The sequence below is a fragment of the Streptomyces sp. NPDC018029 genome, assembly GCF_044327655.1.
In the GTDB taxonomy this organism is placed as follows: domain Bacteria; phylum Actinomycetota; class Actinomycetes; order Streptomycetales; family Streptomycetaceae; genus Streptomyces.
Genome location: NZ_JBIRFV010000001.1, coordinates 606,902 through 622,735, shown reverse-complemented (window position 1 = coordinate 622,735; position 15,834 = coordinate 606,902). Strand labels below are relative to the sequence as shown.

The following is a 15,834-nucleotide window of genomic DNA, read 5'->3' as shown; positions in this document are numbered from 1 at the left end:
GCCCGTCGACAAACCCGGACAAGCTCGCCCTAAAGCACGGGCGTTCGACAGCCGATGAGTGTCCGCGCCGACCGGCACCCCTGACCTGCGCCTGCGGGCGCCCCACCGTGCCCAGGGAGCACCGTGGAACGCCCGCACCTCCTCGGGTGACCCAGGACGTGTCCTAGGCCGCGGCCCCGGCGTCGCACGCCTGTGCCCGCAGCGCGCGGGCCAGGTCGTCCCGCGCCTCCAGGACCAGGCGGCGCAGGGCCGGCGCGGCCCCCTCGTGGGCGGCGAGCCACTCGTCCGCCGCCGCGAGCGTCGCCGCGTCCCCCTGCAGATGGGGGAAGAGACCCTTCACCACGTCCATGCCGATCTGGATGGACCGCTCCGCCCACACCCGCTCGAGGGCGGCGAAGTACTTCGCCGCGTACGGCGCGGTGAGCTCACGCTGCGACGGCTGCGTGAATCCCGAGATGGTCGCCTCGACCAGCGCGTTGGACAGCGCGTCGGACTCGACCACCGAGGCCCACGCCTGCGCCTTGACGGCCGCCGAGGGCCGCGCGGCCAGGCACCGCACCTGGTGCCGCTTGCCGGAAGCCGTGTCGTCCCTTGCCAGCTCGGCAGCGAGGACCTCCTCGTCGGCGGCGCCGTGCGCGGCCAGCGGGTTCAGGAACGCCCAGCGCAGCTCCTGGTCGACGTCCAGACCGTCGATCTTCGCGCTGCCCGCCAGAAGGCCCTGCAGCAGCTGCAGGTCGGCGGGCGACGACGCCACCGCGGCGAAGAACCGCGCCCACGTCAGCTGGTGCTGGCTGCCCGGCGCCGCGATCCGCAGCTCCCGCAGCGCGCCCTCGGCGAGCGCGCGGCCGCCCTCCTCGCGCCACTCGGGCGCGGCGTAGTGCGTGAGGGCGGACCGCACCCACGCGTGGAGCATCTGCAGCACGCCGATGTCGCTCTCGCGCCCGGCGAAGCGGAGCACGAGCCCGATGAAGTCCCGCGCGGGCATCAGGCCGTCCCGCGTGAGGTTCCACAGCGCCGACCAGCACAGGGCGCGGGCCAGCGGGTCGGTGATGTCGCCGAGGTGGTCCCGCAGCGTGGCGAGGGAGTTCTCGTCGAAGCGGATCTTGCAGTACGTCAGGTCGTCGTCGTTGACCAGGACGAGCTCGGGCGCGGCCTCCCCGGCCAGCTCGGCCACGACGGTGCGCGGCCCGTCGACGTCGATCTCCGCGCGGGCGTACCGCTCCAGGTCGCCGTCCGGCGTCCGGTGGTAGAGGCCCACGGCGACGCGGTGCGGGCGGAGTTCGGGGTGGGACTCGGCGGCTTCCTGGAGGACGGAGAGCTCGGTGATCCGGCCCTCCGCGTTCAGGATGACCTGCGGCGTCAGGGTGTTGACGCCGGCCGTCTGGAGCCAGGACCGCGCCCAGGAACCCATGTCGCGCCCGGACGTCTCCTCCAGGACCGACAGGAGGTCGCCGAGGACCGTGTTGCCGTACGCGTGCCGCTTGAAGTAGCGGCGGGCGCCCTCCAGGAACGCGTCACGGCCCGCGTACGCCACGAGCTGCTTGAGGACCGAGGCGCCCTTCGCGTACGTGATGCCGTCGAAGTTGAGCTTGGCGTCCTCCAGGTCGCGGATGTCGGCCGTGACCGGGTGGGTGGAGGGCAGCTGGTCGGCGCGGTAGGCCCAGGCCTTGCGGTTGTTGGCGAAGGTGATCCAGCCGTTGGTGAAGCGGGTGGCCTCCACCATCGAGAAGGAGCCCATGAAGTCGGCGAAGGACTCCTTGAGCCACAGGTCGTCCCACCAGCGCATGGTGACGAGGTCGCCGAACCACATGTGGGCCATCTCGTGCAGGATGACGTTGGCCCGGCGCTCGTACGACGCCTGGGTCACCTTGCCGCGGAAGATGAACTCCTCGCGGAAGGTCACCAGGCCCGGGTTCTCCATGGCGCCGAGGTTGTACTCCGGCACGAACGCCTGGTCGTACTTCCCGAAGGGGTACGGGTAGTCGAAGTTGTCGTGGAAGAAGTCCAGGCCCTGCTTGGTGACCAGGAAGACGTCGTCGGCGTCGAAGTGCGGGGCGAGACCCTTGCGGCACATCGCGCCGAGCGGGATCTCCAGGCGGGTGCCGTCGTCGAGGACGCGGGTGTAGGAATCGGTGACGTAGTGATAGGGGCCCGCGACGACCGCCGTGATGTACGTCGAGATCGGCTTCGTCTCGGCGAACCGCCACACTCCGTCGGACAGTTCGCCCACGCCGTTGGACCACGCGGTCCAGCCCTCGGGGGCCTGCACCGAGAAGCGGTAGGGCGCCTTCAGGTCGGGCTGCTCGAAGTTGGCGAAGACGCGGCGGGAGTCCGCGGGCTCGTACTGCGTGTAGAGATAGACCTCGCCGTCCTCCGGGTCGACGAAGCGGTGCATGCCCTCACCGGTGCGGCTGTAGGCGCACTGGGCGTCCACCACCAGTTCGTTCTCCTCGGCGAGGTCCTCCAGGGTGATCCTGGTGCCGTCGAAGACCTCGGAGGGGTCCAGGTCCTTGCCGTTGAGCGAGAGGGCCGTGACGCTCGGCGCGATCAGGTCCGCGAAGGTCGCGGCGCCCGGCTCGGCGCTGCGGAACCGGATCGTGGTGACCGAGCGGAACGTGCGCGGCTCCTGACCGCTCTCGCCGACCGCCGACCGCAGGTCGAGGAAGACCTCGTACCCCTCGACGGAGAGCAGCGCGGCCCTCTCGCGGGCCTCGTCGCGGGACAGATTCTCACCGGGCACGGGCGGCACTCCCTTGTGACTCGCATGACTGTGATTCGCATGATCGGCACGAGTCGACTCGACTCGCATGACTCACGTGACTCGTACGAATGTCTACGATCCTCGCATGTGCCGTCTGCGGCCGACATCCGGGAATGCCCCGGTGCGCCACTGACGTTTCCCCGGCCAGATGCGAACGGATTCCCTAGGGAGAGACATGTCCGAGAACGGCAGCAAGACCCCCGTCGACTTCTGGTTCGACCCGCTGTGCCCCTGGGCGTGGATGACGTCGCGCTGGATGCTCGAGGTCGAGAAGGTCCGCGACGTGGAGGTCCGCTGGCACGTGATGAGCCTCGCCGTCCTGAACGAGGACAAGCTCGACGAGCTGCCCGAGGAGTACCGCGAGATGCTGGCCACGCAGGCGTGGGGTCCCGTCCGCGTCGTCATCGCCGCCCAGCAGAAGCACGGCGACGAGATCACCGGCAAGCTCTACACCGCGCTCGGCACCCGCTTCCACAACCGCGGCGAGGGCGCGACGCGCGAGGCCGTCGTCGGCGCCCTGGAGGACGTCGGCCTGCCCGCCGACCTCGTCGACCACATGGACTCGGACGCCTACGACACGGAGCTGCGCGCCTCCCACAAGGAGGGCATCGACAAGGTCGGCCAGGAGGTCGGCACGCCCGTCATCGCCGTCCCCGGCGCCGACGGCGGCCAGGTCGCCTTCTTCGGCCCCGTCGTCACCCCGGCCCCCAAGGGCGAGGCCGCGGCGAAGCTGTGGGACGGCACGCTGCTCGTGGCGTCGACCCCGGGCTTCTACGAGATCAAGCGGACCCGCACGCAGGGCCCGATCTTCGACTGAGCCACACCCGCGGCCGCGCCCGCTCGCCGGCATACCGAAAGGCCCCCGTGAGTCACGTCCTCACGGGGGCCTTTCCTTCATTCACCTGCCTCGGTGAAGGTTGAGAAGACGATCACGAGGCAGGATCTTCACGGGCTGTCAGCCGGGGGAGCGGACGACAGCCCTGGCTCACGGGGCGAGCAGCAGGCTGTTGACCCGCTCCTTCGCGGCGGCGTAACGCTTCGCCACGTCCTGCCAGTTGACGACCTGCCACATGGCCTCGATGAAGTCGACCTTCTGGTTCTTGTACTGCAGGTAGAAGGCGTGCTCCCAGGCGTCGAAGACCAGGATCGGCGTCGAGCCCTGGCCGACGTTGCCCTGGTGGTCGTAGACCTGCTCGACGATGAGGCGGCCGCTGAGCGGCTCGTAGGCGAGCACGCCCCAGCCGGAGCCCTGCGTCGTCGCCGAGGCCTTGGTCAGCTGGGCCTTGAACTTGGCGAAGGAGCCGAAGGACTCGGTGATCGCGTCCGCGAGGTCGCCGACACCGTCGGCGGCCAGCGGCTCGCCGCCGCCACCGTCCTTCGGGCTGTTCATGTTGTGCCAGTAAATGCTGTGCAGGATGTGCCCGGAGAGGTGGAAGGCCAGGTTCTTCTCCAGGCCGTTGATGGCGCCCCACGTCTCCTTGTCGCGAGCCTCCTCCAGCTGCTCAAGGGTGTCGTTCGCGCCCTTCACGTACGCCGCGTGGTGCTTGTCGTGGTGCAGCTCGATGATCTGCGGGTTGATGACAGGTTCGAGCGCCGCGTAGTCGTACGGAAGTTCAGGAAGCGTGTAAATGGCCATGAGTCCGAGCCCTCCGACTGCTGCTCTGCTGTGGTGCGCTGTTGTGTTGCCCAACTTATTGCAACTATCTCGCAAGTGCAGGCTAGCAGCAGGAACCCCGAGAAGTTGATCAGCCCTTCGTCCTAGGTCCGCAGGGGAATACCGGGACGCGAGAAGGCCCCGGACCACGAGGTCCGGGGCCTTCTCGTACGTCTCGTCTCGGGCTGCGACGCCCTAGGCGGCCGCCGCCGCCCGCTTCTCCGCCATCTTCTGCCGCACGAACCCGATCACGGCGAGCCCCAGCGTCAGAGCGCCCGTGGCGAGCAGCTGCTTGCGCGTGTCCGGCTGGTCGGTCATCAGGTAGAAGACGTACGCCATGGCGGCCAGCGCCACCCAGGTGAGGAACGGGAAGCCCCACATCTTCACGACCAGCGTCTCCGGAGCCTCGCGCTCCGTCCTGCGGCGCAGGATCAGCTGCGAGACGGCGATGAAGATCCAGACGACCAGGATCATCGCGCCGATCATGTTGAGCAGCCAGGGGAAGACGTCGTCGGGGCTCCAGTAGCTGAGCAGGACGCAGACGAAGCCGAAGACCGAGGAGGCGAGGACGGCGAGGCGCGGCACGCCGCTGTACACGCGGCCGAGCACCTTCGGGCCCTGGCCGCGCTCGATCAGGGAGTACGACATGCGCGAGGCGCCGTAGATGTTGGCGTTCATCGCGGAGAGCAGGGCGACCAGGACGATGACGTTCATGATCTCGCCGGCGCCGGGGATGCCCAGGTGGTCGAGCGTCGCGACGTACGGGCCCTTGGCGACGACTTCCTTGTTGTCCCACGGCAGCAGCGTGACGACGACGAGCATCGAGCCGACGTAGAAGACGGCGATGCGCCACATCGCCGTGCGCACGGCCTTGGCGACGCTCTTGACCGGGTTCTCGGACTCGGCGGCGGCGATCGTGACGGTCTCCAGGCCGCCGTACGCGAAGACGGAGGCGAGGAGGCCGATGATCAGGCCGTCCGTGCCGTTCGGCATGAAGCCGCCCTCACCGGTGAGGTGGGCCGTGCCGGGGGCGGGGACGTCCGAGCCCGGCAGGATGCCGAGGATCGCGAGGGCGCCGATGCCGAGGAAGAGCGTGATGGCGCCGACCTTGAGGGCGGCGAACCAGAACTCGAACTCGCCGAAGTTCTTCACGGCCGTCAGGTTCGCGCCGCAGAACACCAGCATGAAGAGGGCGACCCACATCCACTTCTCGGTGTCGGGGAACCAGCCCACCATGATCTCCGCGGCGCCGATGCCCTCCAGGCCGACGGCGACGCAGAGCAGGAACCAGAAGCCCCAGCCCGCGGTGAAGCCCGCCCACGGGCCGATGGCCCGCTCGGCGTGGACCGAGAAGGAGCCAGACGCCGGGTTGGCGGCCGACATCTCGCCCAGCATGCGCATCACGAGCATGACGAGCGCGCCGGACAGCGCGTAGGCGAGGACGATCGAGGGGCCGGCCGCGGCGATGCCCGCCCCGGACCCCACGAAGAGACCTGCCCCGATCACGCCACCGAGAGCGATCATGGAAAGATGCCGCTGCTTGAGGCCGTGCACGAGCGGCGAGTCGGCCTTGGGGACCTCTTCGGGTGCTGCGTCCTGCTGGGTGGACGTCCGAGACATGGGCGTGCCCTGTTCAGTAGCCGAGACGGGGGAGCGAGCGGCCCACAGTCTGAGGTCCGGTACCGCTGACAGGGAACACTTGACCGCTATACGGACACGACGCTCACACGTCGTGAAGAAATGCGCACAACAAGTTCATCTGCTGTTCACACGTGCCGCGTGCCACTCCCGCAGCCCCGCGATCACCAGGACGAGCCCCGTCGCCCCCGCCGACCACAGCAGCTGCGGCCGCGCCCCCTCGTCCGTCAGCATCAGGCCGAGCACGGCGGCCATCGCGGCCAGCGCCGCCCACGTCAGATACGGGAACGCCCACATCCGCAGCACGAGCCGCTCCGGGGCCTCCCGCTCGATGCGCCGACGCAGCCGCAGCTGCGAGACCGCGATCAGCGCCCATACGAAGAGGAGCACCGCCCCGACGGAGTTGAGCATGTAGAGGAAGACGGAGTCCGGCCACTTCAGATTGAGGACGACGGACACGAAGCCGAAGGCGACGGACGCGAGGACCGCGCGGCGCGGCACCCCGCCGCCGGACACCTTCAACAGGGCCTTCGGCGCCTCGCCGCGCTCCGCCAGCGAGAAGACCATCCGGGACGAGCCGTAGAGGTTGGCGTTCAGCGCGGAGAGCAGCGCCACGAACACCACGATGTTCATGATGGTCCCGGCGGACGGCACCCCGATCGAGTCGAGGACCGTCACATACGGGCTGGCCCCGGCCCGCTGCGCCGTCCAGGGCAGCACCGTCACGATGACGAGCATCGACCCGACGTAGAAGAAGAGGATGCGGTAGACCGCGCTGCGCACCGCGCGGGCGACCGAGCGCACCGGGTCGTCGGACTCGGCGGCCGCGATCGTCACGACCTCCAGGCCGCCGAACGCGAAGACGACGGCGAGGACACCCGAGACGACGCCCTCCCAGCCGTTCGGCAGGAAGCCGCCCTGCCCGGTGAGGTGGGTGAGGCCCACCGGGTCCGTGTCGGGCAGCACGCCGAAGACCGCGAGCAGCCCGAGGACCAGGAACGCGACGATCGCGAAGACCTTCAGGGCCGCGAACCAGAACTCGAACTCGCCGAAGTTCTTCACCGAGGCGAGGTTGGCCGCGGTGAACACCAGCATGAAGATCAGCACCCAGGCCCACTGCGGCACCGCCGGCGCCCAGCCGTGCGCGATCTGCGCGGCGCCCGTCGCCTCCACGGCGAGCACGACCACGAGCAGGAACCAGTAGAGCCAGCCGACGCTGAACCCGGCCCAGCGGCCCAGCGCGCGCTCCGCGTGCACGGAGAAGGAGCCGGAGGCGGGCATCGCGGCCGACATCTCGCCGAGCATCCGCATCACGCACATCGCGAGCGCGCCCGCGATCAGATACGAGACGACGATGCCGGGGCCCGCGACCGAGATCCCCGCCCCCGACCCCACGAACAGTCCGGCGCCGATGACTCCGCCGAGCCCGAGCATGGTGAGGTGACGCTGCTTGAGGCCGCCGGAAAGCGGCTCCGGCGCCGTCTCCGGCATGCCCCCGGTGCCGGGTACCGAGCGGTCGGGGGGTGCGTCGTGCATGGTGCTCAGGCTGCTCTCGGGGTCACAGGACTTTGGCGGGACTCCACAGTCTCCCCGGGCGGCCGCCCCTCGCGCAAAACGGGGCACCCACCCGCCGACCTCCGTGACGAGCGTCACGCCGCCCGAGGTGTACGAGCACCGCTTTGTACGGAGCCCACCAAGGCCCCGCCCCCGGGTTGTCGGCCGATGACCGTGTTGCCGCGCCACCGCCTGGGATAGCGTCGACGCGTTCCCCACCTGCCCACGTCCCCGCGGAGTCCCGATGAGCATCGCCGCTGCCACCACCCGTCCCGGCCAGGTCCTCGCGGACCTGCTGCCCGCGTCCCGCGTGAAGGACGCGGCGCTCGTGCTCGGCGGCGCCGCGCTCACCGGGATCGCCGCCCAGATCGCGGTGCCCGTGCCGGGCTCCCCGGTGCCGGTGACCGGCCAGACCTTCGCCGCGCTGCTCGTCGGCACGTCGCTGGGCGCCCGCCGCGGCTTCCTGTCGCTCGCGCTGTACGCCCTCGTGGGCATGGCGGGCATGCCGTGGTTCGCCCAGGCGGGCTCCGGCGTCGCCGCCCCGTCCCTCGGCTACGTCCTCGGCATGCTGCTCGCCGCCACGGTGGTGGGCGCGCTGGCCCGCCGCGGCGGCGACCGCTCGGTGCTGCGCACGGCGGGCACGATGGTCCTCGGCTCGGCGATCATCTACGCGGTCGGCGTCCCGTACCTGGCCGCCGCCACCGGCATGTCGCTGACCCAGGCCGTCGCCGCCGGTCTCACGCCCTTCCTGATCGGCGACGCCCTGAAGGCCGCGCTCGCGATGGGCGCGCTGCCCACGGCGTGGAAGCTCCTCGACCGCTGACAGCGGGCGTCTAACCGACGTTGTGGTTCCGCCTGAAGAGGTTCGCCGGGTCGTACGTGGCCTTCAACGCGGCGAGCCTCTTCAGCGTTTCCGGGTCGTACAGCCCCTCCGGCCGGTCGTTGCCGCCGAAGACGAAGTTCAGGGAGCGCCCCAGGGTCTGCGGTGCCAGGAGCCCGAACGCCTCCGCGTGCACCTTCCGCTGGGCCTCGACGTCCGTCCCGTCCAGCGGTGACAGGAGCCGCAGGAGCCAGCCCGCCTCGCGGTAGGGCACCGCGTTCCGCGCGGGCCGCGCCAGGGCTCCGCCCAGGTGGTTGAGCTGCAGGACGTGCATGGTGGCCGCGCCGGGCCCGGCGAGCGCGAGGACGTCGGCGGCCGCGTCGACGTCGAGCTCGCTCAGGAGCACGTTGTCGCCGTAGAAGGCGTGCGGGAAGTCCGGGTCGCCGTGGATGGAGGGGCTCTCGGCGTACGGCATCTCGCGCAGCGTGTCCGAGACGGTGGGCCCGATCTCCCGCAGGGGTGCCACGAGCCGCTCGCCGTCGGCCGCCGAGCCGGTGGAGGCGACCCGGATCAGGAGGAGGTAGCGGCCCTTCAGATGCGGCGGGAGCTGCGGCAGGTCCGGGTAGACGAGCGCCGCGAGCGACGAGGTCACCTCGTCGGGCAGGGTCCGCGTCCACTGCTCGTAGCCGCGCAGCACGGCGGCCGGGTCGACCACGCCGCCGTCGAACGCGAGAGCGCCGCCGTACAGCCTGGCCACCGGCACCAGACCGATCTCGAGCCCGGTGACGACGCCGAGGTTCGCGCCGCCGCCGAGCAGCCCCCAGCAGAGCTCGGGGTCGCTGTCCGCCGTGACGTGGCGCAGGACGCCGCCCGCGGTGACGACGTCGAGCGAGCGGACGTGGTCGGCCGCGTATCCGAACTCCCTGCCGAGGATGCCGAGTCCGCCGCCGAGGGTGTACGAGACGGCGCCCACGCTCGGCGCCGTGCCGTTCAGCGGGGCGAGGCCGTGCCCGACCGCGGCCTCGACGACCTGGCCCCAGCGGGCACCGGCGCCCACGGTGACGGAGCGCGCTTCGGGGTCGACGCGCACGGAGTCCATCCGCCGGGTACTGATCAGGACGCCGCCCTCCGACGCGCCCGGCACGCCGTGCCCGGTGGCCTGGACGCCGACGGGCAGGCCGGCCTCGGCGGCGTACGACACCGCGGCGACGACGTCGTCGGCGCTCTCCGCGCCGAAGACGATGGCGGGCCGCGTCGCGAAGCCGGTCTGCATGCCGGCGAGTTCCTCGTCGTATCCGGGATCGCCCGGCCGGAACACGAGTCGCTGTGCGGTGAAGTCCACGGGAGCCTCCGTTGAGCGGCCGGGCGGCGTCCGACCGCCGTCCTGCCTGCATACGTTGAGACGGGTGTCTCGTCTGACAGGGAGAGCATCCCTCACAGACGTGAACACCCGTCGTCAACTGTCCCGGCGCTCCACCGGAATTCAGGTCAGGCGGCCGCCCGGGGCCGCACCTTCTCGCGGACGAGCGAGAAGACGACGACGAAGGCGGCGGCGAGGAGCGAGAGCAGCACCTGCTTGCGCCCTGCCTCGTCGGTCAGCATGTAGACGAGCACGAACGAGATCATCGCGATCGTGACCCACGTCAGGTACGGGAAGAGCCACATCTTCACGACGAGCTTCTCCGGCTCCTCGCGCAGGATGATCCCGCGCATCCGCAGCTGCGTGAAGCTGATGATCAGCCACACGAAGAGGGCCACCGCGCCCGAGGAGTTGAGCAGGAAGTCGAAGACGGTGTCCTTCCACTGGTAGTTGAACCAGACGGCGACGAAACCGAAGACGACGGAGCCGAGGATCGCGGCCATCGGGACGCCCCGCGCGTTGGTGCGCGCGAAGGACTTGGGCGCGTCGCCGCGCTGGCCGAGCGAGAAGGCCATGCGGGAGGCGGTGTAGAGGCCGGAGTTGAGGCAGGAGAGCACGGCCGTGAGGACGATGACGTTCATGACCTGGCCGGCGTGCGGAATGCCGATCGAGTTCAGCGCGGCGACGTAACTGCCGTGCTCGGTGATCGACTTGTCATTCCACGGCAGGAGCGTGATGACGACGAAGATCGAGCCCAGGTAGAAGACGCCGATGCGCCAGATGACGCTGTTCGTCGCCTTGGTGACGGCGCGCTGCGGGTCCTCGGACTCGCCCGCGGCCAGGGTGACGATCTCGCTGCCCATGAAGGAGAAGACGACCATCAGCACACCGGTGAGGATGGCGCCGGCGCCCTTGGGCATGAACCCGCCCGCGTCGGTGAGGTGCGCGAATCCGGCGCCGGGGTTGTCGGAGCCGGGCAGCAGGCCGAAGACGGCGAGCAGACCGATGACGACGAAGCCGCCGATGGCGACGACCTTGATCCCGGCGAACCAGAACTCGAACTCGCCGTACGAGCCCACCGAGACGAGGTTCGTCGCGGTGAGGACGACCATCACGATCAGCGCCCAGCCCCACTGCGGGACGGCGGGTATCCAGCCGTTGAGGATGACGGCGCCGGCGGTGGCCTCCACGGCGAGTACGACGACCCAGAAGAACCAGTACAGCCAGCCGATGGAGAATCCGGCCCAGCGGCCGAGCGCCTGGTCCGCGTAGGTGGAGAAGGAGCCGGAGGCGGGCCGGGCGGCGGCCATCTCGCCGAGCATCCGCATCACGAGGACGACCATCGTGCCGACGAGGGCGTACGAGATGAGGATCGCGGGCCCGGCGGCGGCGATGCCGGAGCTGGAGCCGACGAAGAGGCCGGCGCCGATCACACCGCCGATGGCGATCATCGAGAGGTGGCGGTTCTTCAGACCCGCCTTGAGGCCGTCGCCGGTGTCACCACTCTGGCCTGACTGCGGATCCCCAGGGGATGCGGGGCTGCTGTCTGCCTTCGCAAGGGAGGGTTGCGAGGTCATGGACGAATCCTTAAGTTCTCGGGTCACGAGCCCCCGCATTCAAACTCAGGGGCGAACGGGACGGAAGTCCTGAATCCGGATCGTTGTATTCCGGCCAATGGCCTGGACCAAGGTCCCGTCCGGAGTGATTCCGGGGAGATCTCGACAAGATCAAGGTCCTGCCCGCTCGCGGCCACCCGCCCCGCGACATGCCACACTCGGTCCCATGCGCGTGTACCTCGGCTCGGATCATGCCGGCTACGAACTCAAGAACCACCTGGTCGAATGGCTCAAGAGCCACGGCCACGAGCCCGTCGACTGCGGGCCCCACATCTATGACGCCCAGGACGACTACCCGCCGTTCTGCCTGCGCGCCGCGGAGAAGACCGCCGCGGACCCGGAGGCCCTCGGCATCGTCATCGGCGGCTCCGGGAACGGCGAGCAGATCGCCGCGAACAAGGTGAAGGGCGTGCGGGCGGCCCTGGCCTGGAGCGAGCAGACCGCGGCGCTCGGCCGCGAGCACAACAACGCCAACGTGATCTCGATCGGCGGCCGCATGCACACCCAGGAAGAGGCGACGAAGTTCGTCGAGATCTTCCTGGCCACGCCGTACTCGGGTGAGGAGCGTCACACGCGCCGCATCGAGATGCTGTCGCGGTACGAGGAGACGGGCGAGCTGCCGGAGATCCCGGCGCACCACCCGCAGCCGTAGTTGTGCCTTCGCCGGGCGGTGCTGGAGGTTCTCAGCCCGTCCGGCGTTTGAGGACGAGCCCTCAAGGCGATTTCTTTCACCGCACCACCCCCGGAGGGACACCGTGCCGGAGGGGCACACGATTCACCGGCTGGCGGCCGACCACCGGGAACGCTTCCTGGGCCGCCCGGTCCGGGCCACCAGCCCGCAGGGCAAGTTCTCCGACAGCGCCGCCCTCCTCGCCGGCCAGGTGCTGGACAGCGCCGAGGCCCACGGCAAGCACCTCTTCCTGGGCTTCGCCGGGACCGGCTGGGTCCACATCCACCTCGGCCTCTTCGGCAAGTACGCCCTCGGCGAGTGCCCCGCCCCGCCCCCCACGGACACCGTCCGCCTGCGCCTGCAGACCGAGTCGTACTACTCCGACCTGCGCGGCCCCACCACCTGCGCCCTCATCACGGACGAGGAGAAGCGGGCGATACACGACCGCCTCGGCCCCGACCCCCTGCGGGACGGGGACGACCCGGAGAAGGCCTACCGCCGCATCGCCCGCAGCCGCACCACCGTCGCCGCCCTCCTCATGGACCAGAAGGTCATCGCGGGCGTCGGCAACGTCTACCGGGCCGAGGTCCTCTTCCGGCACGGCATCGACCCGTACACCCCCGGCAAGGACCTCACCGAGGCGCGGTGGACCGCGATCTGGGCGGACCTCGTGGAGCTGATGCGCGAGGGGGTGCGGCTGAACCGCATCGACACCGTCAGGCCCGAGCACACCCCGGAGGCGATGGGCCGCCCGCCGCGCGTCGACGACCACGGCGGCGAGGTCTACGTCTACCGCCGGGCGAACCAGCCCTGTCATCTCTGCGGCACCGACATCCGCACCGCCGACCTGGCCGCCCGCAACCTCTTCTGGTGCCCGACCTGCCAGCGCCCGGCCTGACCAGGGCCTCTGCCCCCACTTAAGATCCACTGACCGCTTTCACCAGTTTCACCGGCTCAACGGGGGCTCTCGCATGTTCGGCACCACATGGATCGACGGACCGATCGCCATCGCGATCGGCGTGCTCTTCGTCGCCTTCTTCCTGCTGCCGTCCCTCATCGCCTTCAACCGGGACGCCGAGAACCGCTGGCTGGTCCTCGTCATCAACCTCGCCTTCGGCGCCTCGGTCATCGGCTGGCTGATCGCCCTCTACCTCGCCACCCGCCGACCGAAGGCGGCCCGGTCGCCCCGAACCGCCTAGCGTCTGCCCGGCAGATCCTAGAACCCGTGCGGCAGCCACGGCGCCACGTCGGAGCCGAAGGCCACCGAGGCCTCGGTCAGGGCGCCCTGGCGCAGTTCCCGCACCCGGCCCGCGCCCGCCAGTGACGTCAGGGATGTGCCGCCGAGGTAGGCGGCGCCCAACTCCCGTACGGACAGGGTGAGATCGGCCGCGTCGTCCGTGCGCTCGCACGAGGCGCCCTTCGTGTCGCCGGTGAGCCGCCAACGCCCCGCGTTCCAGGGGCAGAAGGCGTCCTCGACCTCGAACACCACGTCCAGGGGCGTCTGATACGTGCGCGCCTCCAGCGCCGCGCCCACCTCGACGAGCCGCACGTGCAGCGAGTCGGCCACCCGCAGGTCGCACCGGCGGACGTCCGAGACGAGCTGGAGCAGCGGGTCGTCCACCGGCCGGTTCCGGGCGACGACCGACGACGTCAGGTCGATGTCGAAGAGGAACCGCCACAGCGCCGCGTACGCCGCCGGGTCGATGCCCTCGATGTCGCGCACCTTGACCACGCCCTTGGGGCCCTTGGTGTCCCACTCCGGCTTGATGGCGTACCGCACATAGCCGACGAGCTCGCCCGCGCGCTCGGCGACCACACACTGCAGCGGTGACGCGCCGTCCCTGCCGTCCTTCGGGTCGAGCAGCCCGAGCCGCTCCCAGCCCGGCTGCCGGGCCAGCATCCCCGGACGCCCGGTGACCCGGCGTGCGTACAGCGCCTCGCACGCGTCGTGGACGTCGGCGGCCTTCGCGTACCGGAGAGATACGTCATCCGTGCCGGCGGGGACGGACAGCCGCACCCGGGTCGTGTCGATGTCGGCCCGCAGTATCTGGGTGGCCGCGCCGTACCCGAAGCGGCCGTAGATGGCCGGCTCCGACGCGGTGAGCACGGCCAGCGCCTCGCCCCGCGCGCGCACGTCGTCGAGCTGCCGCCGCATCATCGACGTCAGGATCCCGCGCCGCCGGTGCGTCGCCGCGACGCCCACCATGGTCACGCCCGCCGCGTCCACCAGCGCGCCGCCCGGCACGGAGAGCCGGAAGGAGAACGCCCCCGCCGCCCCGACGCACGCGTCCCCGTCCCACACGCCCATCGACCGGTCGAACTCGACGAGCTCGCGCCACAGCTCCTGCTCCTCCCGGGACTCCGGCACGCCGCCGAACGCGACGTCCAACGCCCCGTACCAGGTGTCCCATTCGGTCTTCGCGAGCATGCGCAAGTCTGTCGTCATATGCCATGCCTACCAGGGCGATACGCCCGGTGCGACAGGATTTCCACGCCCGCGGCCCGCCTCCGACGGGGGGACAACCGGGACCTCCCGTGCGAAGTACGCGGCCCGCTGGATAAGGTCCACGAGCAATGGTGGTACGACGAGAAGGGCGCGCGCACCGCGAACGGCGCGCGGAAGCCGACACGTTCACGGCCCGGATGAAGAAGAGGGTGCACCGGGCCCGGATCGTGCTGCGCAAATCCGGGGTCGACTACTTCCGCGGCGACGGCTCCGACTGGGTCGCGCTGGCCGGACTGCTCCTCACCGTGCCGGTGATCACCTTCTGCACGATCGTCAACAACGTGTGGTTCTCACCGGCCGCGCTCGTCCTGCCCATCGTCGCGGGCGGCCTGCTGCTGCGCCCCGCCAGCCTGCTCGGTCTCTACGCGGCGTCGGCGGTGGCCCTCATCGTGGAGTCCGTCCGGCTCGGCCCGTACACGGAAGGCGCCTCCCGCGTCACACCCGGCGTCGTCCTGGTGGTCGCCGCCTGCGGTTTCTTCGGACTCCTCATCGCCCAGTTCCGCAGCCGGGTCGGCGTCCCCTGGCGCGGCGGCGGCACCATGCTCTTCGACCTGCGCGAACGCATCCGCGTGCAGAGCAAGCTGCCGAAGCTGCCGCGCGGCTGGCACCGCGAGATGGCGCTGCGCCCGGCCGGTGGCCAGTCCTTCTCCGGCGACTTCGTGGTCGCGGCCCGCACGAACGGCGGCCGCACCCTGGAGGCCGTCCTCACCGACGTCTCGGGCAAGGGCATGGACGCCGGGTCGCGGGCACTGCTGCTTTCCGGCGCGTTCGGAGGGTTGCTGGGCTCGCTGCCCCCGCACGCCTTCCTGCCCGCAGCCAACGGCTACCTGCTCCGCCAGGACTGGGACGAGGGCTTCGCGACCTCCATCCACCTCGTCCTCGACCTGGAGACCGGCGACTACGAACTGTTCTCCGCGGGCCACCCGCCGGGCCTCCAGCTCAGCGCGGGCAGCGGCCGCTGGGAGGAGAAGGCCGGGCAGGGTCCCCTCCTCGGCGTCTACGACGGCGCGCAGTTCGACCCCGTCAAAGGCGTCCTGCGCCCCGGCGACGTCCTGATGCTCTTCACGGACGGACTCGTCGAGACGTCCGACCGGGACATCGCCGAGGGCATGGACCGGCTGACGGGCGAGGCCGACCGGTATGTGGCCGGGGGCTTCCACGGCGCGGCCTGGCATCTGATCGAGGCGGTCGCGAAGGACGTGAACGACGACAGGGCGCTGCTGCTGATCTGCCGGGAGGCGTGAGCCGCCCCCGG

At 70.6% G+C, this 15,834-nt stretch carries 13 protein-coding genes; 6 read left to right on the top strand and 7 right to left on the bottom strand.

The features are described from left to right. Positions 1–163: 163 nt before the first annotated feature. Positions 164–2,740, bottom strand: a complete 2,577-nt coding sequence (pepN, locus tag ACH4D5_RS02730) for an aminopeptidase N (protein WP_398297808.1) — start codon at positions 2,738–2,740, stop codon at positions 164–166. 196 nt (positions 2,741–2,936) lie between these two features. On the opposite strand from pepN, the gene ACH4D5_RS02725 reads away from it, so the two are divergent. Beyond that, entirely contained in the window at positions 2,937–3,578 is a 642-nt protein-coding gene (locus ACH4D5_RS02725; RefSeq protein ID WP_398297806.1) for a DsbA family protein, read from the top strand. Between the two features lie 168 nt (positions 3,579–3,746). Here ACH4D5_RS02725 and ACH4D5_RS02720 read toward each other — a convergent pair whose 3' ends face one another. From ACH4D5_RS02720 to ACH4D5_RS02710, 3 genes are all read right to left on the bottom strand, one after another. Continuing rightward, the gene (locus ACH4D5_RS02720; RefSeq protein ID WP_362339562.1) at positions 3,747–4,397 is read right to left on the bottom strand and encodes a superoxide dismutase; all 651 of its coding nucleotides are present in this window, start codon (positions 4,395–4,397) and stop codon (positions 3,747–3,749) included. Positions 4,398–4,610: 213 nt separating this feature from the next. After that, positions 4,611–6,035, bottom strand: coding sequence for an amino acid permease (locus ACH4D5_RS02715; protein WP_398297804.1), 1,425 nt, complete (start codon positions 6,033–6,035; stop codon positions 4,611–4,613). Between the two features lie 135 nt (positions 6,036–6,170). Continuing rightward, on the bottom strand, positions 6,171–7,589 hold the full coding sequence (locus ACH4D5_RS02710) for an amino acid permease (RefSeq protein ID WP_398297802.1): 1,419 nt from the start codon (positions 7,587–7,589) through the stop codon (positions 6,171–6,173). Between the two features lie 262 nt (positions 7,590–7,851). Between ACH4D5_RS02710 and ACH4D5_RS02705 the strand changes: the two genes are divergently transcribed. Further along, the gene (locus tag ACH4D5_RS02705) at positions 7,852–8,430 is read left to right on the top strand and encodes a biotin transporter BioY (protein ID WP_398297800.1); all 579 of its coding nucleotides are present in this window, start codon (positions 7,852–7,854) and stop codon (positions 8,428–8,430) included. Between the two features lie 10 nt (positions 8,431–8,440). Here the strand turns inward: ACH4D5_RS02705 and ACH4D5_RS02700 are convergent, their stop codons facing one another. Together ACH4D5_RS02700 and ACH4D5_RS02695 are read right to left on the bottom strand one after the other, a co-directional pair. Continuing rightward, complete coding sequence (locus tag ACH4D5_RS02700; RefSeq protein ID WP_398298507.1) at positions 8,441–9,700, bottom strand: FAD-binding oxidoreductase; 1,260 nt, start codon at positions 9,698–9,700, stop codon at positions 8,441–8,443. Positions 9,701–9,915: 215 nt separating this feature from the next. Then, positions 9,916–11,364: an amino acid permease gene (locus ACH4D5_RS02695; RefSeq protein WP_398297798.1), complete on the bottom strand. Its 1,449-nt coding sequence runs from the start codon at positions 11,362–11,364 to the stop codon at positions 9,916–9,918. Between the two features lie 205 nt (positions 11,365–11,569). On the opposite strand from ACH4D5_RS02695, the gene ACH4D5_RS02690 reads away from it, so the two are divergent. The 3 genes from ACH4D5_RS02690 (at position 11,570) to ACH4D5_RS02680 (ending at position 13,272) form a co-directional block, all read left to right on the top strand. Then, positions 11,570–12,055, top strand: coding sequence for a ribose-5-phosphate isomerase (locus tag ACH4D5_RS02690; RefSeq protein ID WP_398297796.1), 486 nt, complete (start codon positions 11,570–11,572; stop codon positions 12,053–12,055). 103 nt (positions 12,056–12,158) lie between these two features. Continuing rightward, positions 12,159–12,971, top strand: coding sequence for an Fpg/Nei family DNA glycosylase (locus tag ACH4D5_RS02685; RefSeq protein WP_398297794.1), 813 nt, complete (start codon positions 12,159–12,161; stop codon positions 12,969–12,971). 73 nt (positions 12,972–13,044) lie between these two features. Then, on the top strand, positions 13,045–13,272 hold the full coding sequence (locus ACH4D5_RS02680; RefSeq protein WP_398297792.1) for a superinfection immunity protein: 228 nt from the start codon (positions 13,045–13,047) through the stop codon (positions 13,270–13,272). Positions 13,273–13,289: 17 nt separating this feature from the next. On the opposite strand, the gene ACH4D5_RS02675 is transcribed toward ACH4D5_RS02680, so the two are convergent. After that, positions 13,290–14,519, bottom strand: coding sequence for a GNAT family N-acetyltransferase (locus ACH4D5_RS02675; protein ID WP_398297790.1), 1,230 nt, complete (start codon positions 14,517–14,519; stop codon positions 13,290–13,292). A 128-nt stretch (positions 14,520–14,647) separates the two neighbouring features. Here ACH4D5_RS02675 and ACH4D5_RS02670 point away from each other — a divergent pair, with 128 nt between their 5' ends. Next, positions 14,648–15,823, top strand: coding sequence for a PP2C family protein-serine/threonine phosphatase (locus ACH4D5_RS02670; RefSeq protein WP_398297788.1), 1,176 nt, complete (start codon positions 14,648–14,650; stop codon positions 15,821–15,823). The last annotated feature ends 11 nt before the right edge of the window (positions 15,824–15,834 follow it).